General features: G+C 36.9%; 23 protein-coding genes. All 23 read left to right on the forward strand.

Annotated features, from left to right (window positions below; all coding sequences use genetic code 11):
• Positions 1-54 precede the first annotated feature (54 nt).
• The 23 genes from AOG27_RS08150 to AOG27_RS08260 all read left to right on the forward strand — a co-directional run bounded on the left by AOG27_RS08150 (position 55) and on the right by AOG27_RS08260 (position 25,346).
• Positions 55-1,116 (forward strand): polysaccharide pyruvyl transferase family protein, encoded by a 1,062-nt coding sequence (locus AOG27_RS08150; protein ID WP_054552519.1) that lies wholly within the window; start codon positions 55-57, stop codon positions 1,114-1,116.
• Positions 1,113-2,057, forward strand: a complete 945-nt coding sequence (locus AOG27_RS08155; RefSeq protein WP_054552520.1) for a nitroreductase family protein — start codon at positions 1,113-1,115, stop codon at positions 2,055-2,057. The genes AOG27_RS08150 and AOG27_RS08155 overlap by 4 nt, the downstream gene beginning before the upstream one ends.
• Complete coding sequence (locus tag AOG27_RS08160; RefSeq protein WP_054552521.1) at positions 2,054-3,472, forward strand: oligosaccharide flippase family protein; 1,419 nt, start codon at positions 2,054-2,056, stop codon at positions 3,470-3,472. The genes AOG27_RS08155 and AOG27_RS08160 overlap by 4 nt, the downstream gene beginning before the upstream one ends.
• The gene (locus AOG27_RS08165; protein ID WP_054552522.1) at positions 3,465-4,700 is read left to right on the forward strand and encodes a glycosyltransferase; all 1,236 of its coding nucleotides are present in this window, start codon (positions 3,465-3,467) and stop codon (positions 4,698-4,700) included. Before AOG27_RS08160 ends, AOG27_RS08165 begins: the two co-directional genes overlap by 8 nt.
• A gap of 150 nt (positions 4,701-4,850) precedes the next feature.
• Positions 4,851-5,357 (forward strand): transcription/translation regulatory transformer protein RfaH, encoded by a 507-nt coding sequence (rfaH, locus tag AOG27_RS08170; protein ID WP_419177726.1) that lies wholly within the window; start codon positions 4,851-4,853, stop codon positions 5,355-5,357.
• 1,187 nt (positions 5,358-6,544) lie between these two features.
• Positions 6,545-6,931, forward strand: coding sequence for a GxxExxY protein (locus AOG27_RS08175; protein WP_323741553.1), 387 nt, complete (start codon positions 6,545-6,547; stop codon positions 6,929-6,931).
• A gap of 1,012 nt (positions 6,932-7,943) precedes the next feature.
• Positions 7,944-9,062, forward strand: coding sequence for a polysaccharide export protein (locus AOG27_RS08180; protein ID WP_054552523.1), 1,119 nt, complete (start codon positions 7,944-7,946; stop codon positions 9,060-9,062).
• A gap of 11 nt (positions 9,063-9,073) precedes the next feature.
• A complete protein-coding gene (locus AOG27_RS08185; protein ID WP_054552524.1) occupies positions 9,074-9,508 on the forward strand; it encodes a low molecular weight protein-tyrosine-phosphatase in 435 nt (144 codons plus the stop codon).
• A gap of 14 nt (positions 9,509-9,522) precedes the next feature.
• The gene (locus tag AOG27_RS08190) at positions 9,523-11,781 is read left to right on the forward strand and encodes a polysaccharide biosynthesis tyrosine autokinase (RefSeq protein WP_054552525.1); all 2,259 of its coding nucleotides are present in this window, start codon (positions 9,523-9,525) and stop codon (positions 11,779-11,781) included.
• 236 nt (positions 11,782-12,017) lie between these two features.
• Positions 12,018-13,157 carry a non-hydrolyzing UDP-N-acetylglucosamine 2-epimerase gene (wecB, locus tag AOG27_RS08195; RefSeq protein ID WP_054552526.1) on the forward strand — a complete coding sequence of 380 codons (1,140 nt, stop codon included), beginning with the start codon at positions 12,018-12,020 and terminating at the stop codon, positions 13,155-13,157.
• 109 nt (positions 13,158-13,266) lie between these two features.
• Positions 13,267-14,544: a Vi polysaccharide biosynthesis UDP-N-acetylglucosamine C-6 dehydrogenase TviB gene (tviB, locus tag AOG27_RS08200; RefSeq protein WP_054552527.1), complete on the forward strand. Its 1,278-nt coding sequence runs from the start codon at positions 13,267-13,269 to the stop codon at positions 14,542-14,544.
• Between the two features lie 14 nt (positions 14,545-14,558).
• Positions 14,559-15,515 (forward strand): Gfo/Idh/MocA family oxidoreductase, encoded by a 957-nt coding sequence (locus AOG27_RS08205; protein WP_054552528.1) that lies wholly within the window; start codon positions 14,559-14,561, stop codon positions 15,513-15,515.
• Positions 15,516-15,517: 2 nt separating this feature from the next.
• Entirely contained in the window at positions 15,518-16,093 is a 576-nt protein-coding gene (locus tag AOG27_RS08210) for an acyltransferase (protein WP_054552529.1), read from the forward strand.
• 19 nt (positions 16,094-16,112) lie between these two features.
• Positions 16,113-17,177, forward strand: a complete 1,065-nt coding sequence (locus AOG27_RS08215; RefSeq protein ID WP_054552530.1) for a DegT/DnrJ/EryC1/StrS family aminotransferase — start codon at positions 16,113-16,115, stop codon at positions 17,175-17,177.
• 1 nt (position 17,178) lies between these two features.
• The gene (locus AOG27_RS08220; protein ID WP_152967126.1) at positions 17,179-18,159 is read left to right on the forward strand and encodes a hypothetical protein; all 981 of its coding nucleotides are present in this window, start codon (positions 17,179-17,181) and stop codon (positions 18,157-18,159) included.
• A gap of 8 nt (positions 18,160-18,167) precedes the next feature.
• Positions 18,168-19,226 (forward strand): hypothetical protein, encoded by a 1,059-nt coding sequence (locus AOG27_RS08225; RefSeq protein WP_054552532.1) that lies wholly within the window; start codon positions 18,168-18,170, stop codon positions 19,224-19,226.
• A complete protein-coding gene (locus AOG27_RS08230) occupies positions 19,220-20,416 on the forward strand; it encodes an O-antigen polymerase (protein WP_054552533.1) in 1,197 nt (398 codons plus the stop codon). Before AOG27_RS08225 ends, AOG27_RS08230 begins: the two co-directional genes overlap by 7 nt.
• 10 nt (positions 20,417-20,426) lie before the next feature.
• On the forward strand, positions 20,427-21,062 hold the full coding sequence (locus AOG27_RS08235) for a PIG-L deacetylase family protein (RefSeq protein ID WP_054552534.1): 636 nt from the start codon (positions 20,427-20,429) through the stop codon (positions 21,060-21,062).
• Positions 21,063-21,070: 8 nt separating this feature from the next.
• Positions 21,071-21,928, forward strand: coding sequence for a UDP-3-O-(3-hydroxymyristoyl)glucosamine N-acyltransferase (locus AOG27_RS08240; RefSeq protein WP_054552535.1), 858 nt, complete (start codon positions 21,071-21,073; stop codon positions 21,926-21,928).
• A complete protein-coding gene (locus tag AOG27_RS08245) occupies positions 21,928-22,659 on the forward strand; it encodes a 3-oxoacyl-ACP reductase (protein WP_152967127.1) in 732 nt (243 codons plus the stop codon). The genes AOG27_RS08240 and AOG27_RS08245 overlap by 1 nt, the downstream gene beginning before the upstream one ends.
• Before the next feature lie 4 nt (positions 22,660-22,663).
• On the forward strand, positions 22,664-23,881 hold the full coding sequence (locus AOG27_RS08250; RefSeq protein WP_161804345.1) for a glycosyltransferase family 4 protein: 1,218 nt from the start codon (positions 22,664-22,666) through the stop codon (positions 23,879-23,881).
• Positions 23,878-24,783, forward strand: a complete 906-nt coding sequence (locus AOG27_RS08255) for an NAD-dependent epimerase/dehydratase family protein (RefSeq protein WP_054552538.1) — start codon at positions 23,878-23,880, stop codon at positions 24,781-24,783. The genes AOG27_RS08250 and AOG27_RS08255 overlap by 4 nt, the downstream gene beginning before the upstream one ends.
• Before the next feature lie 14 nt (positions 24,784-24,797).
• On the forward strand, positions 24,798-25,346 hold the full coding sequence (locus AOG27_RS08260; protein ID WP_054552539.1) for a sugar transferase: 549 nt from the start codon (positions 24,798-24,800) through the stop codon (positions 25,344-25,346).
• Positions 25,347-25,499 lie beyond the last annotated feature (153 nt).

The raw sequence follows: 25,499 nt of genomic DNA on the forward strand, positions 1-25,499 counted from the left end.
ATTACAATTACTTACTTCTCTAATTGATTATTTTTAACTGTATCCTGGAACATAATGAAAGCATTGATAAAAAATCTCTTACGCCCAATTTATCGAATTTACCTATCACGTAAGAAAAAACGCGAGTTTGCACAGAACTTAGAAAGAATAACCCAAGAGTTAAAATCGCCAGGTAAAAAAATTATCTATGCGATCACACCGCCAAGCCGTTTAAAAAATATTGGTGATCAAGCACAGTTTGTGGCTATAGAGGCGTGGCTAAAAAGACATTTTCCAGATCATGCGATTGTCGAAGTAGATAAAGATGAAGCAACTTGGCTTACAAGTAGCTATAAATCACTTGTAGATAGTAGTACGCCTATAGTTCTTCATTCTGGTGGTAATATGGGCGACCGTGCTATGTGGAGTGAGACATCACGTCGAATTATGATAGAAAGCTTCCCTGAAAATACAGTGCTTAGCTTACCGCAAACAATCTATTTTCATGATACAGACTTCGGTAAGTTACAAAAAGCAAAAACAGAAGCTATATACAATAACCACAAAAACTTAACAGTGGTTGCTAGAGACAATAAATCGTTTGATATCGCTAATGAAATGTTCCCAAAATGCAAGCTGGATAAAGCGCCAGACTTTGTACTTTCTTATAACGAACAAAAAGAGCCTGAGCAAACAAACGGCAAAATACTTTACTGTATGCGTAAAGATTCAGAATCGGCCTACACGCAAGCTGATTTAGAGCAATTATTCGCATCTGCTGATAGACCTTATGATGTATTTGACACAACAATTCCTGAGGCAATTACTAAAGAGCAAAGAAAAGCAGTTCTTGATGATACTCTTAATATGTTCAGTCAATATGACTACATAGTAACTGATAGGTTTCATGGCTTAATATTCTCTGTTTTATGCAAAAAGCCAACAGTTGTTCTACCGACGGTAGATCACAAGTTAACCTCAGCATTTGACTGGTTTGATGAAGTTAAATTCGTAAAGTTTGCGCATAAGATTCAAGATGTGCCAGCAGCTACTGAAGAAGTTCTTGCAATACAAGAGAGAACCACGCCAAGTTGGAATGAACTGCACTTTGATAAATTAGTTAAATACATAAAATGAAAAAGTTGTTAAAGAAACCACTTAAAAAAATATTGATTAAAGCAGGATTAAAAATAGATCCTGCTAAGCAGTATTTATATTCTTCGGTACCACCTTATAAGTTGATCACAAACTTAACCGAAGAAGAACTATTATCTTTAATGCGCCATGAAGCGCATAGAATCGAAAAGTCGATTTATAACGACATATTCGACAGTAAATTTAATATTTATAATGAAAAAGCGAAACGCATAAAAGAGATTTGCAAAGAACTTGAACGCCGCGATACTGATAAAGGTGAGCCAACTCTCGTTTGGGCAAAACAAATTTTAGCTGCCTTTAATGATTTGAAATCTAATTTTATTGAGCCGTATAGCAAAGCGCCACAAAGTTATGATTTGTCAAAAGCGCAAGAATATGTAGATTTTGTGCAGCAGCGACGAAGTGTTCGAGTGTGGCACGATAAACAGCCTTCTAAAGATGAGCTAGAGGCCCTTGCTGATCAATGTATAGACGCAGCAAGGTGGGCACCAAGCTCTGGTAACAGGCAGCCTTGGCAATTTAAAGTGCTTACAGAGCAACAAGATAAAGATCTACTCAAAAAGATAAAAGAAGAGCATTGTACATCAGCGCCATTACTTATTTTTATTGGCATGGATCGCCGCCTTTACGGCTCATTATCTCTAAAGCAATTTGAAACAGCTTTATATATTGATGCGGGTGCAGCCATCATGAATATGGTTGGAACAGCACAAAGTACCGGAATGGGGACGTGCTGGAATCACTTTGGTCGCGACATGATCGACTCAAGAGAAGTAAATAAAAAGATTTATCTTAACTTTTGTGAGCACATGGCCATTCCAGACTATATAGAACCGGTGGCTATTTTAGCGATTGGCGCGCCCGCTTATATGCCGCCGACACCTGCGCGAGTAAATGTGCAAAGCTTAAAAATAGTATGATCATATCTGCTGCAAAGTGGCAAACAGGAGCCACTTTTATCACATTTGCACTGAGTTTGCTGCAGTTAACTGTATTAGCAAGAGTGTTTGATGCAAAAGCATTTGGTTACCTTGCAATAGTCATGGTTAGTGTGAATATTTATCAAACACTTTCAGACTTAGGCATGGCCAATTATTTGGTTTTTGTACAAAAAGTAAGTGACGCCTTAAATTCAACAGTATTTTGGATTTGTGCTTTTGCTGGGCTTGTACTTTGCCTGTGTATGCAGCTAACTTCAGGCTTGATTGAAAACTATTATGATATGCAAGGCTTAGGGCAGTTGCTTAATATTGCTGCTCTAGCATTAATACCAGTTTCATTGGGGGCGCAATTACAAGCTCGTTACATGCTTGAGTTTAAATTAAGTGCTCTAGCTAAGTTTGATATCATCGCAAAATTAATTTCAACAAGCTTTGTCGTTATTACCGTAACAACACTTGGTTTTGAGTTAGATGCAGTTGTACTAGGGGTTGTTCTTTCTGCATCAGTTAAGTTATTGCTATTGTGCTCTTTTTCAGAAAAAGGGTGGCTTCCAAAGTTCAAGTTTAGTAAATATGATGCTCAACAAGCTTGGGGGTATGGCAAGTTTCAGGTTGGCTCCCAGGTGTTAAATAAGCTTAGAGAAGAGCTCGATATTATTATATTGGGTATGTTTATTGATGCAGCTAAGCTAGGTTTGTATAGCTTAGCAAAGCAGTTAGCACAAAAAATAGCGTCGCTTATAGTACCTATAGTAAGAAAGCTAGCCTTACCTCTAATTGCAAAAAGCAGATCTAACCAAAAAACTTTAACGTCGGTTGTATATAAGTCACATTGCATATCAACCGTGATGCTCGTTTTTCCGCACATATTGCTATTGTTTGTTGCTCAGCAAGTGACAGTCTTGTTTTACGGCGAGCAAAAGCTAGGTGTGGCTGTGTATTTAATACCCCTAACTATTTTTTACATGTTACGTTCTGTTGGTGGAGCATTAGCTGGGAGCATCTGCCAAGGTTTAGGGAAGACCAATATTGACTTTTATTGGAATGTGAGTGTTTTTTTTATTTACGCAATAATTGCCTTCATCAGCGCCCAATTTAGCGAGCTATATACTGCATATAGTTATGCAATTATTCAGTTGCTGTTGCTCAATGCTGTGTATGTTTTGTTTTATAAGAACACGGTAGGTTTAGCTTTCTCGCGTTACATAACTCCCATAATAACAAGCTTGCTGATTTCTCTACTCATATGCGTAGGGTTTATGTTTACCCTAAATACAGCGCAGCTAGCTATAAGTAATTCTCTAACTGCAAGTGCGATATATGTTCTGTTATGTACCGGCGCTTATGCTGTTTATTGCGTGAAAAAAATAAGGATCTGGAGTCGTCATGACTAAAAAAGTCACCTTTGTTGTAAATGAGTTTCCGGTACTATCAGAAACATTTGTGATTGAGCAGGTGTGTGCCTTAATAGATAGAGGTTTTGATGTAAACATTCTTGCCTGTAAAAAAACGAGTGATGCGAATCTGACTCCTAAGTTTAAAAAGTATAAGTTAGATCAAAAGTTAACTTACTTAGATACATTTGCGCGTGGAGCAAAAGGCAAGTTGCAAATGTTAATCTCTTTGATTAAAAACTTTCATTTAATCAAGAGCAAAAACGACTATGTGAAAGCGTTGTTTTACAGCGTTAAAAATAAAAACCTGTCGTCGCTTAGGCAGCTAGCAATATGTGCGCAGTATGCTGAAACACGCTTTGATTCTGATTTTGTTATTTGCCACTTTTTACCAAATGGCCACTTAGCTTATGCGTTGCGAAAGTTCAGCGCACTACACTGCGATACTATAGCAACCATTGCTCATGGTTATGATATTAGTTTGTATAAAGTTCTCAGTAAATGGCACTACGAATATTCGAAACTAGTGGCAGGTACTGAGTTACTTTTACCAATTAGTGACCGCTGGGCAGATCTACTCATTAATAAGTTCAACGCAGAACCTGCCAAAGTAAAAGTTCAACATATGGGAGTGAATATTAATCATTTTAACTTTTCTCCTCGTAATATTAGCCCCGAAAGCGGCCCTATTAAGCTTATTGCTGTTGGTAGAGCAACAGAAAAAAAAGGCTTAGAGTATGCGATAAAGGCCGTCTCGCGAACTGAAAACACACACTTGTCTATTGTAGGCGGGGGAGAATTATTAACTGAATTAGAGCAACTGGCTTATAAGCTTAATGCAACAGATAAGGTTACGCTGCTAGGCCCTTTACCACACGAAAATGTACTTAAATTGCTCGCTGAATCACACGTGTTTATTTTACCATCTGTAACAGCAAAAGATGGTGATATGGAAGGCATACCGGTTGCGCTAATGGAAGCAATGGCATCAGGAATGCTCGTTTTGTCTACTAACCATTCTGGTATACCAGAACTAATAGAGCATAAAAAGTCAGGCTTATTGGCTGATGAGCGTTCTGTTGAGCAGTTAGTACATAACATTAATTATGTAGTTAATAACTCCAGAAGTATGGAAAAGCTTATTGAAAATGCACGGCAAAAAGTTGAGCGTGACTTTAACAACAAAGAGTTAAATGAAAAGCTTGCAAACTTAATTATTAATTCGTAACCAAAGGTCTGTTAGCTCCTGCAATAGCTTTAAGAGCTAGGTTTTATTAAATAATATAAATTGTCGTACTTTATAATAGACACACCTAACTTCTCTGCGTATAATCGCTGGCTCATAAAAACCAGTCCTTTTGGATTGGTTTTAAGGAACATGAGTATTTTAGGTGTGGCTATGGAAAGTTGGTACTTACTTTTTTGTAAATCAAAACAAGAACAAAGAGCTAAAATTAACCTTCAAAACCAAGGTTTTGAAGTCTTCATTCCTGAACACCAAATAGAGCGCATTGCTAAAGGGCGCCGTACTATTCGAATATCACCTCTCTTCCCTAATTATATATTCATAAAGTTATGCACGAAAAACTGTAACTTTTCTGCGGTAAAAAATACTCGAGGCATAAGTGGCTTTGTAACATACGGCCAGCAATTTCAGCTTGTCTCAGAACAGTTGATTGCGCAACTCAAATCTATGAATGATATGTGTGAGATAACTTCTGCGTTACCAAAAACGGGGGATGTTGTTTATTTGAATACAGAGTCATTTAAAAACGTACAGGCTATTTACCAAGAGCCAGATGGCGATATGCGCAGCATACTTCTCATTAATTTGCTGAATAAACAAATAAGCGTAAGTGTAGAAAATAAAGAAATCAGTTTATAAATCGTACTCCAGCGCGACGCTTATGTAGGAACGGCTTTAGCCGTGAACATGCTTTAAATGTTCGGTGTTAAACCACCTCCTACAGAACGGGTAATACGTAGGAACGGCTTTAGCCGTGAACATACTCAAAATGTTCGGCGTTAAAACATCTCCTACAGTGTAGGCTTTGTGCTTTAACATGAAAAAATAACAATAAAATCAGTACGTAGGAACTGCAACCTAGGGGCGGAAGCGTGCCCGAAGGGCTAGACAAGCAAATAGTTTTGTTTTCAAGCTGGAGCGAGAGGAGCTCTGCGACGAACTGGAACGGAAGCGTGCCCGAAGGGCTAGATAAGCAAATAGTTTTGCTTTCAAGCTGAAGCGAGAGGAGCTCTGCGACGAACTGGAACGGAAGCGTGCCCGAAGGGCTAGATAAGCAAATAGTTTTGCTTTCAAGCTGAAGCGAGAGGAGCTCTGCGACGAACTGGAACGGAAACGTGCCCGAAGGGCTAGACAAGGCGTAGGCGTCACGCTTGCTTGGCGCGTCTCAAACACGGCACTGCTGCGAACATGTCGCGCGAAACAAATTTCACGCCTACATCAAAGACATCTAATCGCACAAAGAGGCTATGAGACACTGCGCTAAAGAGGAGTTATTTAGGTTTTCTCATTTACCCTCATTCATTTCTCTTAGTGCAACTAGAAACTAGTAAAGGATATTCACAAAGAGACTATAAGACGCTGCGCTGAAGAGTAAACAAAGAAATATTTGGTTTTCTCATTTACCCTCATTCATTTCTCTTAGTGCAACTAGAAACTAGTGATGAGTATTCACAAAGAGGTTAAGAGGCGCTGCGCTGAAGAGTAAACAAAGAAATATTTGGTTTTCTCATTACTCTTATTCACTTCTCTTTGTGCTAAAAAGAACTAGTAAAGGATATTCACAAAGAGGCTATGAGACACTGCGCTAAAGAGTAAATAAAGAAGTTTTGCCTTACTCATTTACTCTTATTCACTTCTCTTTGTGCAACTAGAAGCTAGTGATGAATATTCACAAAGAGACTATGAGGCGCTGCGCTGAAGAGTAAACAAAGAAATATTTGGTTTTCTCATTTACTCTTATTCACTTCTCTTTGTGCAAATTAGGTTTTAATGATTTACTAACAGAAGGCTTAAAAGTCATTCATTAAAATGAAGCGGGATGTTTTATGATAAATATGGATATTGATCATCTAACGCAAACAGTTATCGGGTATGCAATTGAAGTGCATAAACAATTAGGCTCTGGCTTGTTAGAGTCAAGTTACGAGGCTTGCTTGATGTACGAACTTCAGCAAGCAGGTATAAAAGTTGAACGTCAATTAACTTTACCAATTCGTTATAAGAATTTAGAGATAGAAGCTGGCTATAGATTGGACTTGTTTATACCTAATAAATTAGTTATTGAACTGAAATCTGTTGATAAATTATTGCCAATTCACTCTGCACAGATTCTAACATATATGAAGCTCTCTAAAGTCAACGCGGGGCTACTTATAAACTTTAACGCGCTTAAGCTTGTTGATGGAATAAAAAGGTTTAATTTAAGTTTATAAAAAAACAATAATGAATTAATAAGCCTTATTCACTTCTCTATGTGCCAATAGGAATTAGTAAAGGATATTCACAAAGAGGCTATGAGACGCTGCGCTGAAGAGTAAACAAAGAAGTTTTGCTTTACTGATTTAATCTCGTTTACTTCTCTTTATGCCAATAGGAACTAGTAAAGGATATTCACAAAGAGGCTATGAGACGCTGCGCTAAAGAGGTAAAGCAAGTATTTTGATTCTCTCATTTACTCTCGTTTCCTTCTCCTTGCGCCAATAGGAATTAGTAACGGGTATTCACAAAGAGGCTATGAGACACTGCGCTGAAGAGTAAACAAAGAGGTTTTGTCTTACTCATTTACTCTCGTTTACTTCTCTTTGTGCTAAAAAGAACTAGTAAAGGATATTCACAAAGCGGCTATGAGACGCTGCGCTAAAGAGTAAACAAAGACGTTTTGCCTACTCATTTACTATCGTTTACTTCTCTTTATGCCAATAGGAATTAGTAACGGATATTCACAAAGAGGCTTTGAGACGCTGCGCGGAAGAGTAAGCTAATAAGCAAAGAAGTTTTGTCTTTCTCATTTACTCTCGTTTACTTCTCTTTGTGCTAAAAAGAACTAGTAAAGAATATTCACAAAGAGACTATGAGCTGCTGTGCTGAAGAGTAAACAAAGAAGTTTTGTCTTACTCATTTACTCTCGTTTACTTCTCTTTGTACTAATGAAAACTAGTGATAAAGCCTTAATTAGTAGGCAGCTTAGAAGTTAACATACAAATTGTTAAGTTAAAGCTTCTTAGTTTCTCGTTTATACAAATAGGACTTCTAGACTAGTACTAAGTGAATGAGCCAGGAAGTACTTATTAACTATTTTGCAAAAAACTGTCACAAGTGAGCGTTTACTAAACACTCAGTCTTGCGAACATCTAGTTGCCATGCTTTAATTAGGCAGCAAAAAAATAAACAGATATGGTTTTATTTAAACTGGACGTTTTAAGAAAAATTATTTGGGAAATAACAATGGCGCTTAGCTGTAAAACAATTGTGACGTCATTTGCGTTACTAGCAATGACAGGCTGTACAATCATCCCCGGCAGCCATTTCGAAGGAATCGAGTCGGGCGAACAAGTAGATAATGTAGAGAAGGAACTCGAAAAGGTTAATATTCAAATCATTGACTCTTCTTTAATAAATCAACAAAAGCAATCTCAAGTTAAAAACTTCACGCCTTCCAGTTTAGATGGCATAGATACATCTAATTATCAGTACAAATTAGGTGTAGGTGATGTACTTACAATTGGTGTTTGGGATCACCCAGAGTTAACCATTCCAGCAGCAGTGCAACGTACAGCTGAGTTTGATGGCTTTCGTGTACAAGCCGATGGCACAATTACCTATGCATATGCACCTAATATTCAAGCCGCTGGTAAAACAGTACAACAAGTTCATAAAGAGCTTGTAAAGCGCCTAAGCCGAGTAATTGAAGAGCCACAGGTTGATGTTAAAGTGGTTGGGTTTAGAAGCCAAAAAGCGTATGTAACAGGCGAAGTAAACAAGCCAGGTGTATTACCAGTTACAGAGATCCCTTTAACTTTAATCGATGCTCTAAACCAAGCAGGCGGCCTAACAGAAAGTGCTGACTGGCGTACCGTGACATTTACTCGCGGTGATAAAACAGAAATTATTAAGCTAGATGACTTTTATGCCCATGGCGATATTTCGCAAAACCGCTTATTGCAGCATGGTGATATTGTGCACGTAAGCCGAAACGATATGCAAAAAGTGTTTGTACTTGGCGATGTAAAGCGCGCTGGTACAGTGGGTGTTAATCGCTATGGTTTAAATTTAGCAGAAGCATTAAGCGATGCTGGTGGCCTTAACGAAAATACAGCCGACGCTAATGGTGTATTTGTTCTTCGCAAACGCAATTTAAACACTGATGGCGTAATTGCTGATGTATACCAACTTCATGCTAAGAATGTTGCTGCATTAGTGCTTGCTGAACAGTTTGAGCTTGAACCGCACGACATTGTATATGTAACGTCAGCGCCGCTTGCACGTTGGAATCGTGTAATTAGCTTATTACTACCATCAGTAAGTACGGTTGATTCAATCAACGACGTTGCAAACACTAACTAAAGGTAGGCTGTATGTTTGATTCTGTATTAGTAGTTTGTGCAGGTAATATATGCCGAAGCCCTACTGCCGAATATGTATTAAAAAGTAAGCTAGAAGGTAAAAATGTAGCCGTTTCATCAGCAGGATTGACTGCCCTTGAGGGTAAACCTGCTGATGCACAAGCAAAGCAAATTGCCAACGCACATAATATTGATATGAGCGAGCACCAGGGTAGGCAAATAACCTCAAATTTGGTGGCAAATAATAGCGTTATTTTAGTGATGGAGCAGCGCCACGTTAACGATTTGTGCGCACGTTACCCTCAAGCACGCGGCAAAACATTTTTACTAGGTAAATGGATTGGCGATAAAGAAATCCCCGATCCTTACCGCCAAAGTCAAGAAGCCTTTGAGCATGTTTACGCATTAATCGATAGCGCATGTAGCGCTTGGCAAAAGTATTTATAAGGAAAGGCTAGTACATGAATGCTCAGCCCACTGCATTAGCAGCAAACAATAAACAAAATAGAACAACGCAAGACCAAACCAGTCAAGAAATCGATTTAATGGCGTTATTAGGTGCATTAATCGACCGTAAGTATTTTATTGCAGCCGTCACCTCAGTATTTATGGCTGTGGGTGTGTTTTATGCGGTGTTTGCAACACCTGTTTACCAAGCAACAGCCATGATCCAAGTTGAAGACGGCGGCGCATCAGTACCAGGCTTTGATGATATGGCCGGTATGTTCGAAAGTACCTCAGCTGCTGTAACCGAAATAGAGCTACTTAAGTCACGCTCTGTGATAGGCGAAGCCGTTGATACCTTAAAGCTCGATATAGTTGCAGAGCCTAAACTATTCCCAATAATTGGCAATAGAGCGTTTCGAAAATTTACCCCAATGGAAGTAGGTGATGTAGCGGAGCCAAGTCTTGGCGCATCGAGTTATGCTTGGGGTGGCGAGAGTGTTGATGTATTTAGGTTTGATGTACCACGCTCAGCTGTAGATGATGAGTTTGTATTGGTTGCAGGTGAAGGTACTGGCAAGAATAAAAGCTTTACCCTTTTAAATGATGAAGACGAAGTAATCTTGCAAGGTAAAGTGGGTGAAGAGCTCACTAATGGCAAGTTTAACTTAACTATTCGCAGTTTAACAGCCCGAGCTGGTACTGAGTTTACACTTATCCGTAAAGATCGCTTAAATACGATTTTAGACTTACAAGCGGCTATAGGTGCAAGTGAAAAAGGGAAAGACTCAGGTATTATTAATTTAAGCTTACAAAGCGAAAGTACACATTTTGCCGAAAAAGTACTTGATAAAGTAGCGGCTATTTATGTGCGCCGTAATGTAGAGCGTAATAGTGCAGAGGCGCAAAAATCACTCGAGTTTTTAGAAGTACAACTCCCTGAAGTTAAAAAGCAGCTTGAATATGCTGAGCAACGCTTTAACGATTACCAAATTAAGCGCCAATCAATCAATATCACCTTAGAGACGCAAGGCGTACTTGAGCAGGTAGTAGAGCTTGAAACTAAACTACAAGAGCTTGAATTAAAGCGCTTAGAATTGAGTCGTAAATTTAAAGAAAGTCACCCAACCTACCAAGGCGTACTTGAACAAATTGAAGCCGTACAAAAACAAAAGCAAAACTTAGTAGGTGAAGTGGGCAACCTGCCAGAAACACAACAAGAGCTATTACGTTTAAAGCGTGATGTAGAAGTAAGCAACCAAATTTACACACTTCTTTTAAGTAAAACACAAGAGCTAGACATTGTACGCGCTGGTACTGTAGGTAATGTACGCATAATTGACCAAGCAGAGGTAAATACCTCTAAACCAGTTAAGCCTAAAAAATCACTAATTGTTGTAATGGCAACCATGCTTGGTGGTATGTTAGCAGTAGCTATAGTGCTTATTCAAAAAGCAATCCATAAAGGGGTAGAAGACCCTAACGAAATTGAAGCTTTAGGCCTACCTGTTTACGCAAGTGTGCCTTACTCAGATTATCAAGATAAACTAACCGGTTTTAGCCGAGCGCGTAAGGGGAAAGATAAACCTAAATCAATTTTAGCCGTTGATAACCCGGCTGATTTATCGATAGAGGCATTGCGTAGCTTACGTACTAGCTTGCACTTTGCGATGATGGAAGCTAAAAACAACATAATTGCAATATCTGGCCCAAGCCCAGGTGTAGGTAAATCGTTTATATCAGTTAACTTGGCAACAGTACTGGCACAAAGTGGTAAAAGAGTACTTATCATTGATGCTGATATGCGCAAAGGTTACCTCCAAACCCAGTTCGGTATGAAGTGGGACGATGGCTTAAGTGATCTATTATCGGGCCGATTAACGCTTGAGCAAGTAACTAAAACATCTCAAGTGCAAGACCTCGACGTAATTACCCGTGGTCAAATACCACCAAATCCATCAGAGCTATTAATGCACAGCAACTTTACTAAGATGGTCGATCAAGTTAAAGATAAATACGACATTGTAATAATTGATACTCCACCAATTTTAGCTGTAACAGACCCTGCAATTGTTAGTGCTCATACAGGTACTACCCTACTTGTAACGCGCTTTGGGCAAAATCATGCGCGCGAAATTGAGCTTACACGCAATCGTTTTGAACAAAATGGCATTGATGTAAAAGGCGTGGTATTTAACGGTGTAGTTAAAAAGGCTAGTAATGCCTATGGTTATTACGGGTACTACAATTACGAGTATAAGTCGGGTGGGAACTAAGTAATGGCCCCTTACTGATGAAGTATATGGTTTAACTAACCTTAAGGAGTACAATTTTGTGCGGCTTAAGTATAAATAGATACCATAAATGCTATCTTCAGTTATTGGAGAGCTTTAGCTAATACATCATTGAAGTAGGTAAATAATTTAATTTAAAAATGTATACAAGTTGATACAACAATGTAATGCAAGAAAGTTAAACTAATATCAATTTTATATTCACCAAGGATTTTTACGTGAAAGTTTTAACAGTATTTGGCACTCGCCCCGAAGCAATTAAAATGGCCCCTCTTGTTCACGCTTTAGCAAACGATAGCCGTTTTGAGGCTAAAGTGTGTGTAACAGCACAGCATCGCGAAATGCTAGACCAAGTACTCGAGCTATTTAAAATAACCCCTGAGTATGATTTAAACTTAATGAAAGTAGGGCAAACATTACCTGAGGTAACAAGCCGTATTTTACTTGAATTAACACCTGTACTTAAAGAGTTTAAACCTGATGTAGTGCTCGTGCATGGTGATACTGCAACAACATTCGCAGCAAGTCTTGCTGCATATTACGAGCAAATTGCTGTAGGCCATGTAGAAGCAGGGTTACGTACAGGTAATATTTACTCACCTTGGCCTGAAGAAGCAAACCGTAAACTTACTGGGGCGCTTACTAAGTATCACTTTGCACCTACAGAAACATCTAAACAAAACCTATTAAACGAAAATTATGCAGGTGAAAATATCAGTGTTACTGGTAACACGGTGATAGACGCCCTGCTTATGGTTAAAGAACAAATAGAGAACGATAGCGACCTAAATAATACGCTTGCTGCTCAATTCCCAATGCTTGACTCTAACAAGAAACTTATTTTAGTAACAGGGCATCGCCGCGAAAGTTTTGGTGGTGGCTTTGAGCGTATTTGTGAGGCGTTAGCACAAACAGCAAACGAACATCCAGACTGTCAAATACTATACCCAGTACATTTAAACCCTAATGTACAAGAGCCAGTTAACCGCATATTAAGTGGTGTTGATAATGTACACCTTATCGAGCCGCAACAGTATTTGCCTTTTGTGTATTTAATGAATCGAGCACATATTATTTTAACAGATTCTGGTGGTATACAAGAAGAAGCCCCAAGCCTAGGTAAACCGGTATTAGTAATGCGAGATACCACTGAGCGCCCAGAGGCTGTTGAAGCAGGTACTGTTAAGTTAGTTGGTACGAATATTAACTCCATAGTTTCAGCTATAAATGATTTGATGACGAGTGATGTAAGCTATTCTGTTATGAGTAGAGCTCATAACCCATATGGAGATGGTAAAGCTTGCAAGTCGATATGTGACTTCCTCGCGACAAAAAAAGGCCTTCAAAAAGGGACTTGAAAAGGGCTTTAGATGATTGAAAGGTATGCTGAACAAGGGTTTTTAGGACTTGTAAAATTTTGGCACTTTTAAATTAAATGTAATTAATTATGTTATTGGGATAAATTGGATGATATCAAATTCAGAGATACATATCGCTGTAATCGGGTTAGGATATGTAGGGTTGCCTCTAGCAGTGGAGTTTTCGAAAAAATATAGTGTAGTAGGTTTCGATATTAACTCTGGCAGGGTCGCAGAACTAGAAAAAGGGCATGACTCAACGCTTGAAGTGAGCGATACAGAGCTTTCAGATCTTAAGCACTTAACGTTTTCGTGTAATAAGCAAGATTTAGCTGAATGTAACGTTTACATTGTAACAGTGCCAACGCCTATAGATGAAAGCAATGCACCAGACTTAACACCACTTCGTAAGGCGTCAGAGTTATTGGGGGAGTATGTGAAAAAGGGTGATGTTGTTATTTATGAATCAACAGTTTACCCCGGTGCAACAGAAGAGGTTTGTTTACCAATAATAGAAAAAGTATCAGGTTTAAAATTTAATAAAGACTTTTTTGCAGGCTACTCTCCTGAGCGCATCAATCCTGGCGATAAAGTAAACACGCTGACTAAAATAATGAAAATCACATCAGGATCAACCCCTGAGATTGGTGAATTTGTTGATAGTCTTTATAGTTCTATCATAACTGCCGGAACACATTTAGCGAGTTCACTTAAAGTTGCTGAAGCTGCAAAGGTTATCGAAAATACACAACGAGATTTGAATATTGCAATTATTAATGAATTCGCAAAAATCTTTAATCGCTTAGGTATTGATACAGAAGAAGTGTTAAATGCAGCTGGAACTAAGTGGAACTTTTTAAAATTCAAGCCAGGATTAGTTGGTGGGCATTGTATCAGCGTTGACCCTTATTACCTTACTCATAAAGCACAAGAAGTAGGTTATCGCCCTGAGGTTATTTTAGCGGGCCGTCGTATTAACGATGGTATGGGTGAATATGTTGCTACCCAATTAGTTAAAAAGTTAGCAAGCAGAAAAATTCATATTGATGAAGCTAAGGTACTTATTTTAGGTTTTACCTTTAAAGGTGATTGCCCTGATGTGCGTAATACGAAAATTATCGATATCGTTAAAGAGCTTCAAGATTTTAATATGTCGGTAGATGTATATGACGGTTGGGCAAACCCTGATGAAGTTAAACATGAGTATGGCGTACAGTTAATTAGCACACTAGAAAAAGGCAAATATGATGGTGTTGTGTTAGCTGTTGATCACTCTGAATTAAAAGAAATGGGCGAAGCAAATTTACGCGCGTTAGGCAAAGAAAATCATGTTTTATATGATGTGAAGCACGTTCTTAAACCAAATGAAGCCGATATCAGACTATAAAGGAATTAAATAATATGAAAAACTTTGCTCTTATTGGTGCCTCTGGTTATATCGCACCACGTCATTTAAAAGCAATTAAAGAAACAGGCCATAACTTATTAGTAGCAATGGATATTAATGATTCTGTAGGTATTATGGATAGCCACTTTCCAGAAGCGGAATTTTTTACTGAGTTTGAAGACTTTACCGCATACGTAGAAGACCAAGCAATGCAAGGAATTAAGATTGATTACATTGCTATTTGTAGCCCTAATTACCTTCACGCTCCTCATATGAAATACGCACTAAAAAATGGTATTGATGTCATATGTGAAAAACCATTGGTTCTACATTCTGAAGATATGGATATTTTAAAAGAATACGAGCAAAAATACGGTGCTAAAGTGAATTCAATTTTGCAATTACGATTGCACCCATCAATTATCGCCTTAAGAGAAAAAGTCGCTGCTGCGCCAGCAGGTACAGTTTTCGATGTTGATTTAACATATATGACATCTCGTGGTAAATGGTACATGAAATCTTGGAAAGGGTTTGATCATAAATCGGGTGGTGTAGCGACCAATATTGGTGTTCACTTTTACGATATGCTGCACTTCATTTTTGGCGACCTTAAGCATAACGAAGTTCATTATAGAGACGAAAAAACTTCAAGTGGTTACCTTGAATATGAACGTGCTCGCGTAAAATGGTTCTTGTCAATTGACGCAAATAACTTACCTGAAAATGCTGTGAAGGGTGAAAAACTAACTTACCGCAGTATTACCATAAATGACGGCAGTAACACAGAAGAGCTAGAGTTTTCGGGTGGTTTCACTGATCTACATACACAAAGTTACCAAAATATTTTAGCAGGTAACGGCTTTGGTGTTGATGAGAATCGTGTGGCAATTGAAACTGTCGAAAAAATTCGAGAAATGCCGATCGCAGTTGCGGGTGATAAAGCACACCCCTTACTATCAAAGGTACTTTAACCATGAATTATCATGTACACGATAGTGCTATTGTAGATGATGGTGCCAAAATTGGTGAAAACACACGTGTTTGGCACTTTGTTCACGTATGCGGTGGTGCTGAAATTGGTGAGGGCTGCTCACTCGGGCAAAATGTGTTTGTCGGTAATAAAGTAACCATTGGCAATAACGTTAAAATACAAAATAACGTGTCGGTTTACGATAATGTTCACCTAGAAGATGATGTGTTTTGTGGGCCAAGCATGGTATTTACTAATGTTTATAACCCGCGCTCATTTATAGAACGTAAAACAGAGTATCGCGATACGCTTGTTAAGCGAGGTGCAACACTAGGTGCTAACTGCACAATTGTATGTGGTGTTACAATAGGTGAATATTCTCTCGTTGGGGCTGGCGCTGTTATTAATAAGGATGTAAAGCCATTCGCGTTAATGGTAGGCGTACCTGCTAAACAAATTGGTTGGATCAGCAAGTATGGTGAACAGTTAGACTTACCTCTTGAAGGGAATGCTATTACAACATGTGAGCACACAGGTGAACAATACAAATTAAAAAATGGCTTTGTTTCGATTCAGTAATTTTTAGAAGTACTCATAAATGCAATTCATAGATTTAGCTGCGCAATACCAGCACTTAAAAACTAAAATAGATAAACGCATACAAACTGTGTTAAACCATGGCCATTATATAATGGGCCCAGAAGTGCAAGAGCTTGAAAATGAGCTTTCTAGCTATGTGGGCGTTAAGCATGCCATTACCTGTGCAAACGGTACTGATGCCTTAACATTAGCTATGATGGTATTAGGTATAAAAGCAGGGGATGCTGTTTTTTGCCCAACTTTCACTTTTTTTGCAACAGCAGAAGTAATCGCGTTTGAAGGGGCTACCCCAGTATTCGTCGATTCAGAAGAAGCAACATTTAATATTTGCCCAATAGATCTAGAAAAACGTATCGAAGCAGTAATTGCTGAAGGTAAACTAACTCCTAAGGCAATAATTGCAGTTGATCTATTTGGTTTACCAGCGAATTATCCTGAGATTCAAAAAATAGCTGATAAGTACAATTTAAAGCTAGTTGAAGACGCTGCTCAAGGCTTCGGTGGTAGTATTGATGGTAAGCGTGCTGGTAGTTTTGGTGATATTGCGACAACGAGCTTCTTTCCTGCAAAACCTTTAGGTTGTTATGGTGATGGTGGCGCTGTATTTACGAATAATGATGAATATGCCGAGTTACTTAAATCGTACCGTGTACACGGTAAAGGTAAAGACAAGTACGACAATGTACGCATTGGTATGAACTCACGCCTTGATACTATTCAAGCAGCAATTTTATTGGAAAAACTAGCTGAATTCCCAACTGAGCTTATTAATCGTAATAAAGCAGCATTAGATTATGAAGCTCAATTAGCATCAAAGTACAAAACGCCTCAAGTCCCTACTGGGTATGTTAGTTCTTGGGCGCAATACACGCTAGTGTCTGATAGTCGTGATGCTGAAATGGCAAAGTATAAAGAACAAGGCATACCGACGATGGTTTACTACGGTACCTGTATGCATGAACAGAGTGCATTTAGTCATTTAGGTTATCAAGCTGGTGACTTTCCTACTGCAGAAAAGTTAGCTAAATCGGTATTTAGCTTGCCTATGCATGGATATATTTAATATGTCAAAGAACTTATTGGTTACAAGAGAGAGTATTGAGAATCACCCAATACTAAGAGTTTTAGAGCAGCAAAATTCAACTTTACGAAGCTTAAACGTTAAAGAGCGGCCTTTAAATATTTTAAAAGTTTTAACTTGGAAAGGTGATTTTTTAGTAAGTGATCCAATTGTTGCGTTACTTTGCTTTTGGAGGACGTTTACATTTTATTCACTAGAAATGTTTGAGTTTCAAGTCGCTAATGTTGGAATTAGGAATAAAGTCAGGAACTTTACTTTTAAAGTTTCTCACTTTATAGCTCTGAAAAGAGCACAGAAAGTAGTTTTTCCAAATGAGATAAGGAAAGAGTATTATGTAGATAAATATAACTTAAAAAATGAAGTGAATATTTATCCTAACTATCCTAGTGAAAAAACCCTTAAAATATTAAAACAGATACATTGTGATGTTAATAACTCAGGACTGAAGCTGGGGAGTTTTTTGGAATCTTTAGGTTTTGAACATGTACCACAAAATATAGAAAATAAAGAGGTGTTTGTTTACATAGGTACAGTAAATAGCGGTAATAGAGGCATTGAAAGTATCTTAGCGGGCATAAAAAAAAGGAAAAATGCCTTTCTAATACTCGCTGGACCACAAAAGGAGAAGATTTTTGAGTCTGGTGAAATAGGGAGTTACTATATGTATGTAGGGAAACTTGAACATCAGCTAGCATTAAAGCTTCTTTTTCTAGCTAATGTTGGTGTTTTGTATTATTCAAAAAATCTTAAAAATACTGATTACTGCGCCCCAGTGAAAATATTTGAATATATAAATGCTGGTTTAGAGATAATTTCAAATCGTTGTTATGGTCTTGTTGAGTATGCTGGTGCCATTAAATTCTATCTAGAAGATGATGGTGAAATCGAAATGAATCCATTATACGATTGTGAGTTTATAGAAAAAATAAAAAATGTTAGTTTTGAAAGTAACTTTGATAGTTAGTTTATCTCATGAGTAGTTTTAAAGTTTATATAAACTTTCTTATATACAAATTCTTTAATGGTTTTTTATTTTCACTGTCAGTATTCTTTCTAGTCGAGGATAAATCTGTTGCTTCATTTATTGGAATAATGATACTGCAAGAGTTTTATTTTTCTTACTTTTATACCGCAAAAAAAAATCAAGTAATAGCAAGAGGAAGTCCTTTTCCTCTTTTTTATTTTTTCCTTTCTAGTATGTGTGTTTTTTTAGCTTTTATTGTGGTTTCAGATAATGTTGGAATATATGTGTATGCTGCTGTTTTTTTTAACTTAATTACATATTCATTCTATGCTTGGCATGCTCCAATAAACGAGAAACAGGATGTTACAAAATGGGTTTCTCTAGAAAATAAGCTCTCTCTTGTATCTATCTTTACTATATGTGCTACTTTATTATTGGGTTGTATTTTTAATGTGAATTTTGATGCCGTTATCTTGCTACGCTTAGGTCTGTTCTACTGTTTTGTTAACATTTACTATTTTCTAAAAATCGATAACTTAAATTTTGCCGGTCAAGCAGGCGGGAGAGCTTTCACTAAAACATTAGATGTAATTGTTTTACTTTTTCTCATAAAACTATTTTACTTTAATAGCAATGTACAGAAAGGTGAGATGGATGGTTTTGGCATTAAAGTCTTCTTTTTGGGGTACGATATTCTTGCTGCAATTATAGGTCTTTATCTCAGAAGAGTTATAGCCATGTCATGCGCAAATTTTCAGCATGTAAACAAAGCAACTAATCATGTTAATATTATTATTATGCTTTTTATATGTTTAGTTGTCTTGTTTCTAGACTTTTCTTCAGACTACTATATGGGTAGCATTAGTACTTTAGTCTTTGTAAGTTTAGCTGTTAATTATAATTATTTCACTTTCGATAGTGAATCAAGTGTTTGGCTACTAAAGTTTATGTATTTATTCATTCTTATTGTTTCATATTTTACTGGTTGGCTTGATGTTATGCTTTTAATTCCTCTTGTGAATTTTATTTTTTCATCATTGACTAGGTTAATGGGAGGTAAATGTTGATAGTTTTCTCTTTTTTTATCTCACTATTCGGAATTTTAAGGTCAAAGGAACAACATACAATATTTTGGATTTCTCACTCTTCAATTTTATTTGTCTTATTGTTTGCAGCTGACTTCGGTTTATATACTAACCTATTTGGGGTTTATGTATTCTTGTATATTATTTTATGTCTGGTATTTACACTTTATACGCCTACTATTTCACTTCCAGATTTAGAAAATGACATTTATTTCAGCAATGAGAGAGTTACCGCTCTGGGAGTATTGTTGGGTGTAATAAGCTTATTTCTATATATTTTAGGTGCCGGCGGGGTGGACTCGGTAACAAGGAGTTGGGTTGATATAGCTACCACAAGATCAAATTTTCAATTGTTTGTTACTAACTTATCTCAGTTACTATTCCTTCTTAGTTTAGCATTGTTACTTTCTGTTTTTTACGTATCGCGGAGTGTAAAATCAGTTGTTTTTATGTTGATAATTACTGTTGCATTTCTTGCTTTAACTAGAGTTAAAGCATACCTATTACCACTAATTTTCCCGATAATGGCATTGTATATAAATGAAAATAAGAACAAGCCTTTTAAGATTGTTGTGTTTGGCTTTTTGTTTAGTCTCTCTACTATATTCCTATATTTATTGACTACGTTTTTTAGGTGGATAGGAAGTTCAGATAAATGGGATAGTCAGCACTTTGTTGATGTTTTTCAAAATGTTATAGATAAAGGTGTTGAGAGGAATTTAATTCAGCAGTCTACAAGTATTTTTAATTATTATGTAGAAAGTGATAAGCTTTTAGGGCAAACATATTTTTCAATATTCAATCCTGTTTTTAGGGTTTTCGGTCACGAGGTTGAAAATCCTATGTATTTATATAGCAACCTTATTTACGGACAGTCTTTTGAAATGCGAGGTAGTGCACACCCAACAGTATATGTTGACGCATTTGCTAATTTCGGTCCTTTTGGTATTTTAACCGGGCCTTTTTGGTTGCTCTTAATTCATCATTTGTATAAATACTGTTCTTCCAAAGGGGTTGTTGGAATCATGATATTTTATGTTTCTATAGCTTACTCGATTCCATTGATTTCAAGAGGGAGTGTATATTATGGAACATTATATCTAGCTATATCATTATTGTTCATGCTAATTTCGCATAGAATTTTATGTCATTTTTATTTGAAAAAAATATAAGGAAAATAGGATGTTATCAAACTTTAGGGATGTTTTAGTTCTTGCTCCGCATACTGATGATGGAGAACTAGGGGCCGGCGGAACTATTTCAAAACTAATCGAAAGTGGTGCAAAAGTTACTTATGTGGCTTTTTCTACAGCTGAAGATTCAGTCCCTGATGGGTTGCCTAAAGATATTTTAAAAAAAGAAGTAGTGAAAGCAACTGCTAAGTTAGGCATAAAGCCTGAAAACTTAATTATATTAAATTACCAAGTTCGCAGGTTTAATTATGATAGGCAGCAAATTCTTGAGGATTTGATATCGCTTCGTAAAGAGTCATCTTTCGATCTTATTTTAACTCCTTCTGTACATGATATACATCAAGATCATGCAACAATATCTCAAGAAAGTACAAGAGCTTTTAAAAATACAACTATTTTAGGTTATGAGTTAATTTGGAATAATCTTACTTTTAATACGCAATGTTTTGTAAAACTTGAAGAAAAGCACATTGAAGCTAAGCAAAAAGCTTTAGAACAATATGAGTCTCAAGGGAAGCGTAACTATTTAGCCAGAGACTTCACATTTTCTTTAGCTAAAACCCGAGGTGTGCAAGTTGGTACAGACTATGCCGAATGCTTTGAAGTGATAAGAATATTTTTATAGGGGGGAATATGCAATACAGAGTTGAAGGTGAAATTACAGCATTAGGGTTGGCTGAGGCTTTAGGTTTGCAACTTAAAGGTAGTAAAACACAGTTGCTTTTAACTGTCGGCAGTTTATCAAATGAAAACTCATCGGTTTTAAAGTTTACAAATAAGCAACAAGAGAAGTACCTAAATGGAATAGTTATTGGTGATAAAGATAACAATGCAGAGTCATTAATTATTTCAGATAATCCTCGTTTAGACTTTTGCAGGGCATTACAATACTTAGTTGATGTTTCAATACTTGTAAATGACTCTATTGAATCAAGTATACATCAAACAGCTATTATAGCTGACTCAGCTGTTATTGAGTCGGGCGTTAATATAGGAAAAAATTCTGTAGTTGAACATAACGTAACCATACACAAAGGCTCTGTTATTGGTGAAAATACAATTATTCGGTCTAATACTGTGATTGGCGCTCAAGGCTTTGGCTTTGAAAAAAATGCGGATGGTTCGTGGATTCGGTTTCCTCACCTTGGTAGGGTTATTATCGGTAGTAATGTTGAAATAGGTGCTTTAAATAGCGTGTGTGTGGGGGCTCTTGAGAATACAGTTATCAGTAACGGAGTTAAAACTGATAACCTGGTTCACATTGCTCATAATTGTCAAATAGGGGAAAACTCAATTTTAACTGCCTGCACAGAGTTAAGTGGTGGAGTAACTTTAGGTGAGGGAGTATGGATGGGTCCTAACTCCTCTACAATGCAAAAAATAACCATTGGTGATTTTGCTGTTGTGGGCTTAGGTAGTGTCGTGACAAAGAATGTAGAAACGGGACATACAGTTGCTGGTGTGCCTGCTAAAGTAATAAGGAGAAGTTGATGAAAACAGTATTAATTACAGGTGGCACAGGTGGGATTGGTACAGCTTTAGTTAAAGCTTTTGTTAATGAGAGTTATCACGCTTTTGTGACTCATACCCATAAAACAAAAGAAACATTAGACAGTTGGTTATCTGAAAATGAACTTAGCTCAAACGATATCACTTTTTTACCTTTGAACCTTAAAAATAGAAATGAAGTTGAGCTTCAGTTATCGGCTTTATTGGAAAAATCCAATGTTGATGTTTTAATTAATAATGCAGGGATTACCTCCGACTCAACTTTTTTAAAGATGAAGCCAGAACAGTGGGATAACGTAATTAATACTAATTTAACTTCTTTGTTTTCTGTTACTCAACCAATTGCGCGCTCAATGGTTGAGAATGGTTTTGGTCGAATCATTAATATTAGTTCTATTAATGGTTTAAAAGGGCAGTTTGGTCAGTGTAATTATGCCGCAGCTAAGGCGGGGATTATTGGTTTTTCTAAGTCTCTGGCTCAAGAGTTAGCTCTGAAGGGCGTGACGGTAAATGTTATAGCTCCTGGCTATACAATGACGCCTATGGTTGAGAGTATGAGAGAGGATATTCTTGAAAAAATCAAAGGTAATATACCGACGAAGCAATTAGTTTTATTAGACGACTTAGCTAAAGCTGCTTTGATGATCGCTGAAAGTGGTATGTCATTAACAGGAGAAACAATCTCTGTTAATGGCGGCCAGTATATGTGTTAATTTTATGAATATTTGGTATATACACCCATATGCGGGCAGCCCTAAGTATGGGATGTCTTTCAGGCCTTATTATCTGGCAAAACACTTTAATAAGTTAGGTCATAACACAACCGTTATTTCTTCATTGAAGCACCACCTTTGTTCATTACCTTTTAAAAAGCCGGGTCTTGCTGATGTAGAGGGAGTACAATACTTTCTACAAAACTCTATCGACTATAAAGGAAATGGAGTTAAGCGCTTACTTAATATGCTAATGTTTGGCTTGGGTTTATTTAGGAAGCCTTTTAGAACTTTTAGCAAAATGACGCCCCCTGATGTTATTATTGCTTCTACAGCACACCCTTTTCATCTGCTGGCAGCAAAGTATTACAGTAAAAAATACAATGCAAAACTAATTCTTGAAGTAAGAGATATTTGGCCTTTAAGCCTCCAAGAGCTAGTTGGAATATCTAAATATCATCCTCTTAGTGTTTTGATTAATGCGTTTCAGAAGTTTGGCTACAAAAAATGTGATCACTGTGTATCATTATTAGAAAACTCTGAATCATTCTTCTTAAATGAAGGACTTAAAAAAGGAAAGTTTAGCTGTATTCCAAATGGTATTGAATTATCAAACGAACCAGAAAATAACTCAGAGCATTTATCATTAAAGTCAGAACTTACTGCTGCAGTTTCAAATTTTGATACTGTTATAGGCTACACTGGTGCATTAGGTATACCGAATAACTTAATGCCTTTAATAAATGCAGCTGAAAAACTTAAGAAACATAATATTGGTGTTTTGTTAGTTGGCGATGGAGTTCAAAAAAAGGCTTTGGAAGAGAGAGTAGCTGAGTTGCAGCTAGATAATGTAGTTTTTTTTGGTAAGGTTCCAAAAACATTTGTCCCATATGTAATAGAATCATGTGATGCAATGTTTATTAACGCTATGCCTAAAGCTATTTATAAATTTGGTATCTCACCAAATAAAATATTTGATTATATGATGCACGATAAAACAGTTTTTAATGGAATAAACTCACCAAATAACCCTTTAGAAAAAGCTGGATGTGAGATCAACTTCCTAGCAAATGATTCTTTTTCGTTAGCAAATAAAGTTATTGATTTTCATAAAAATAAAGAAAACTACTCTGTAAATTCATCCGAATTTGTTCGTTTACAGCACTCTTATGCTCAACTTGCTAAAAATTATGTATCACTGATGGAAAGCTTAGTAAGATGAATAAAGTAATCTTGACTGGTAGTAGTGGTTTTATAGGTCAGCACTTGCATGAAAGTTTGCTTAAAAATTCATCCGGTGTTTACTCTCTATCCAAAGAAGAGCTATCAGGTACCAATAAATCAATATCAGAATCAGATTTTTTTGATACTAACACACATGAAAACGCCGATACTGTTATTCACCTCGTTGGAGCCGCACACAGTCACTACTCTGACAGTGAGGCCCATTTTATAAATTTTGAGCTAACTAAAAAGGTCATTAAACGTGCTGTTTCACTTAATATAAAGAGATTTATCTTTTTAAGTTCTGCGAACATATATAAAGAAAGTAAAAACTTTATACAGGTTGATAGTGAAGTTGAAGCTAATAGCTTGCCTAATACTATGAAAAGTAAGCTTTTGGCTGAACAGTATATTCAACATGTCGCTAAAAATAATGATATTGAGGTTGTTATTATTAGAAGCCCTCTTGTTTACGGTGAAAACGTAAAAGCTAATTTCGCATCTTTAATGAGGTTGGTTGGTAAAGGTTTACCGCTACCATTTAGATTATTTAACAAAAATAAGCGTAGCTTGGTATCAGTCTATAATTTAGTTGATTTAATTAAAGAGTGTATTGACCACCCGAATGCAGCTAACCAAGTGTTTTTAGCAAGTGATGATCACGACTTATCTACAGCTGAAATGGTTGCGCTGATGGCAAAAGTACAAGGTAAACCTAATTTAGCTATACCCGTGCCTGTATGGTGTTTTAAGCTAGCTGGTAAACTGTTAGGCAAACAAGCCGTAATAGATAGGCTAACAGGCTCGCTTCAATTAGATATTACACATACAAAAAATACACTTAATTGGTCACCACCTTACTCTGTTGAGCATGGTTTTAACCTCGCTGCCAAAAAATAACTTAGGAATATTTAATGATCCGCTTATTAGACTTTTTATTCGCCTTATTCGGTTTGCTATTTGCCTTGCCATTTTTAATCATTTTATATGTTATTGGCTTATTTGATACTGGCTCGCCTATATTTACGCAAGAGCGGGTAGGGCGTAACAAGAAACCGTTTACTCTTGTTAAATTTAGAACAATGAAGGTTGATACGGCATCAGTTGCTAGTCATTTAGCAAGTACGGCTTCAATTACACCTTTTGGTGGCTTTTTACGTAAAACAAAATTAGACGAACTTCCACAATTATGGAACGTGCTAAAAGGCGAAATGAGCTTGGTAGGTCCGCGCCCAGGCTTATTTAACCAACAAGAGCTAACAGCTGCCCGTGATGCTAAAAATATTTACTCTGTACGCCCAGGTATCACAGGGCTTGCACAAGTTAACGAAATTGATATGTCTAACCCTGAACTACTTGCAAAAACAGATCGTGAAATGATCGATACTTTTAATTTAGGGAGTTACTTTAAATATATTTTAATGACGGTAACAGGTAGTGGCAGTGGCGACAGGGTTAAATAAATAGCTAATAGCATGAAAGAAAGCTTCTTGAATTTTTTACTTAAAAATCAAATGCTAATGATAATGTATTAGAGTTGTGGCTAAGCTTTATGTTATAAGCTATAATTCATAAAAATTTAACAATCGTTAAGCTGACTGTAAGCTTAGGTTGGT

Origin of the sequence: Pseudoalteromonas lipolytica, from assembly GCF_001306915.1 — a bacterium.
Lineage (GTDB): Bacteria > Pseudomonadota > Gammaproteobacteria > Enterobacterales > Alteromonadaceae > Pseudoalteromonas > Pseudoalteromonas simplex.

Coding starts and splice junctions, on each gene's coding strand:
- AOG27_RS08225 (WP_054552532.1), top strand. CDS start 18,168: ATGAGTAGTTTTAAAGTTTATATAAACTTTCTTATATACAAATTCTTT.
- AOG27_RS08185 (WP_054552524.1), top strand. CDS start 9,074: ATGTTTGATTCTGTATTAGTAGTTTGTGCAGGTAATATATGCCGAAGC.
- AOG27_RS08260 (WP_054552539.1), top strand. CDS start 24,798: ATGATCCGCTTATTAGACTTTTTATTCGCCTTATTCGGTTTGCTATTT.
- AOG27_RS08240 (WP_054552535.1), top strand. CDS start 21,071: ATGCAATACAGAGTTGAAGGTGAAATTACAGCATTAGGGTTGGCTGAG.
- AOG27_RS08230 (WP_054552533.1), top strand. CDS start 19,220: ATGTTGATAGTTTTCTCTTTTTTTATCTCACTATTCGGAATTTTAAGG.
- AOG27_RS08205 (WP_054552528.1), top strand. CDS start 14,559: ATGAAAAACTTTGCTCTTATTGGTGCCTCTGGTTATATCGCACCACGT.
- AOG27_RS08155 (WP_054552520.1), top strand. CDS start 1,113: ATGAAAAAGTTGTTAAAGAAACCACTTAAAAAAATATTGATTAAAGCA.
- AOG27_RS08250 (WP_161804345.1), top strand. CDS start 22,664: ATGAATATTTGGTATATACACCCATATGCGGGCAGCCCTAAGTATGGG.
- rfaH (WP_419177726.1), top strand. CDS start 4,851: ATGAGTATTTTAGGTGTGGCTATGGAAAGTTGGTACTTACTTTTTTGT.
- tviB (WP_054552527.1), top strand. CDS start 13,267: ATGATATCAAATTCAGAGATACATATCGCTGTAATCGGGTTAGGATAT.
- AOG27_RS08215 (WP_054552530.1), top strand. CDS start 16,113: ATGCAATTCATAGATTTAGCTGCGCAATACCAGCACTTAAAAACTAAA.
- AOG27_RS08235 (WP_054552534.1), top strand. CDS start 20,427: ATGTTATCAAACTTTAGGGATGTTTTAGTTCTTGCTCCGCATACTGAT.
- AOG27_RS08220 (WP_152967126.1), top strand. CDS start 17,179: ATGTCAAAGAACTTATTGGTTACAAGAGAGAGTATTGAGAATCACCCA.
- AOG27_RS08160 (WP_054552521.1), top strand. CDS start 2,054: ATGATCATATCTGCTGCAAAGTGGCAAACAGGAGCCACTTTTATCACA.
- AOG27_RS08255 (WP_054552538.1), top strand. CDS start 23,878: ATGAATAAAGTAATCTTGACTGGTAGTAGTGGTTTTATAGGTCAGCAC.
- AOG27_RS08150 (WP_054552519.1), top strand. CDS start 55: ATGAAAGCATTGATAAAAAATCTCTTACGCCCAATTTATCGAATTTAC.
- AOG27_RS08210 (WP_054552529.1), top strand. CDS start 15,518: ATGAATTATCATGTACACGATAGTGCTATTGTAGATGATGGTGCCAAA.
- AOG27_RS08180 (WP_054552523.1), top strand. CDS start 7,944: ATGGCGCTTAGCTGTAAAACAATTGTGACGTCATTTGCGTTACTAGCA.
- AOG27_RS08175 (WP_323741553.1), top strand. CDS start 6,545: ATGATAAATATGGATATTGATCATCTAACGCAAACAGTTATCGGGTAT.
- AOG27_RS08165 (WP_054552522.1), top strand. CDS start 3,465: ATGACTAAAAAAGTCACCTTTGTTGTAAATGAGTTTCCGGTACTATCA.
- AOG27_RS08190 (WP_054552525.1), top strand. CDS start 9,523: ATGAATGCTCAGCCCACTGCATTAGCAGCAAACAATAAACAAAATAGA.
- AOG27_RS08245 (WP_152967127.1), top strand. CDS start 21,928: ATGAAAACAGTATTAATTACAGGTGGCACAGGTGGGATTGGTACAGCT.